We start from the raw sequence: 255 nt of genomic DNA, 5'->3' as shown, positions 1-255 counted from the left end.
TCAGACTTAAAAGACCGCCTGCGCGCGCTTTACGCCCAATAATTCCGGACAACGCTTGCCACCTACGTATTACCGCGGCTGCTGGCACGTAGTTAGCCGTGGCTTTCTGGTCAGGTACCGTCAAGGCGCGGGCAGTGACTCCCGCACTTGTTCTTCCCTGACAACAGAGCTTTACGATCCGAAAACCTTCATCACTCACGCGGCGTTGCTCCGTCAGACTTTCGTCCATTGCGGAAGATTCCCTACTGCTGCCTC

The 255-nt window shown here is 56.1% G+C and carries 1 rRNA gene; it reads right to left on the bottom strand.

The window, feature by feature from the left end:
* A 16S ribosomal RNA gene (locus ACQCVE_RS19665) occupies positions 1 to 255 on the bottom strand; the annotation flags it as partial.

Origin of the sequence: Metabacillus sp. 113a (assembly GCF_050107635.1) — a bacterium.
GTDB lineage: Bacteria > Bacillota > Bacilli > Bacillales > Bacillaceae > Metabacillus_B.
Note: the sequence above shows the minus strand (reverse complement) of the source record. Positions and strands in the feature narration are given on the sequence as shown.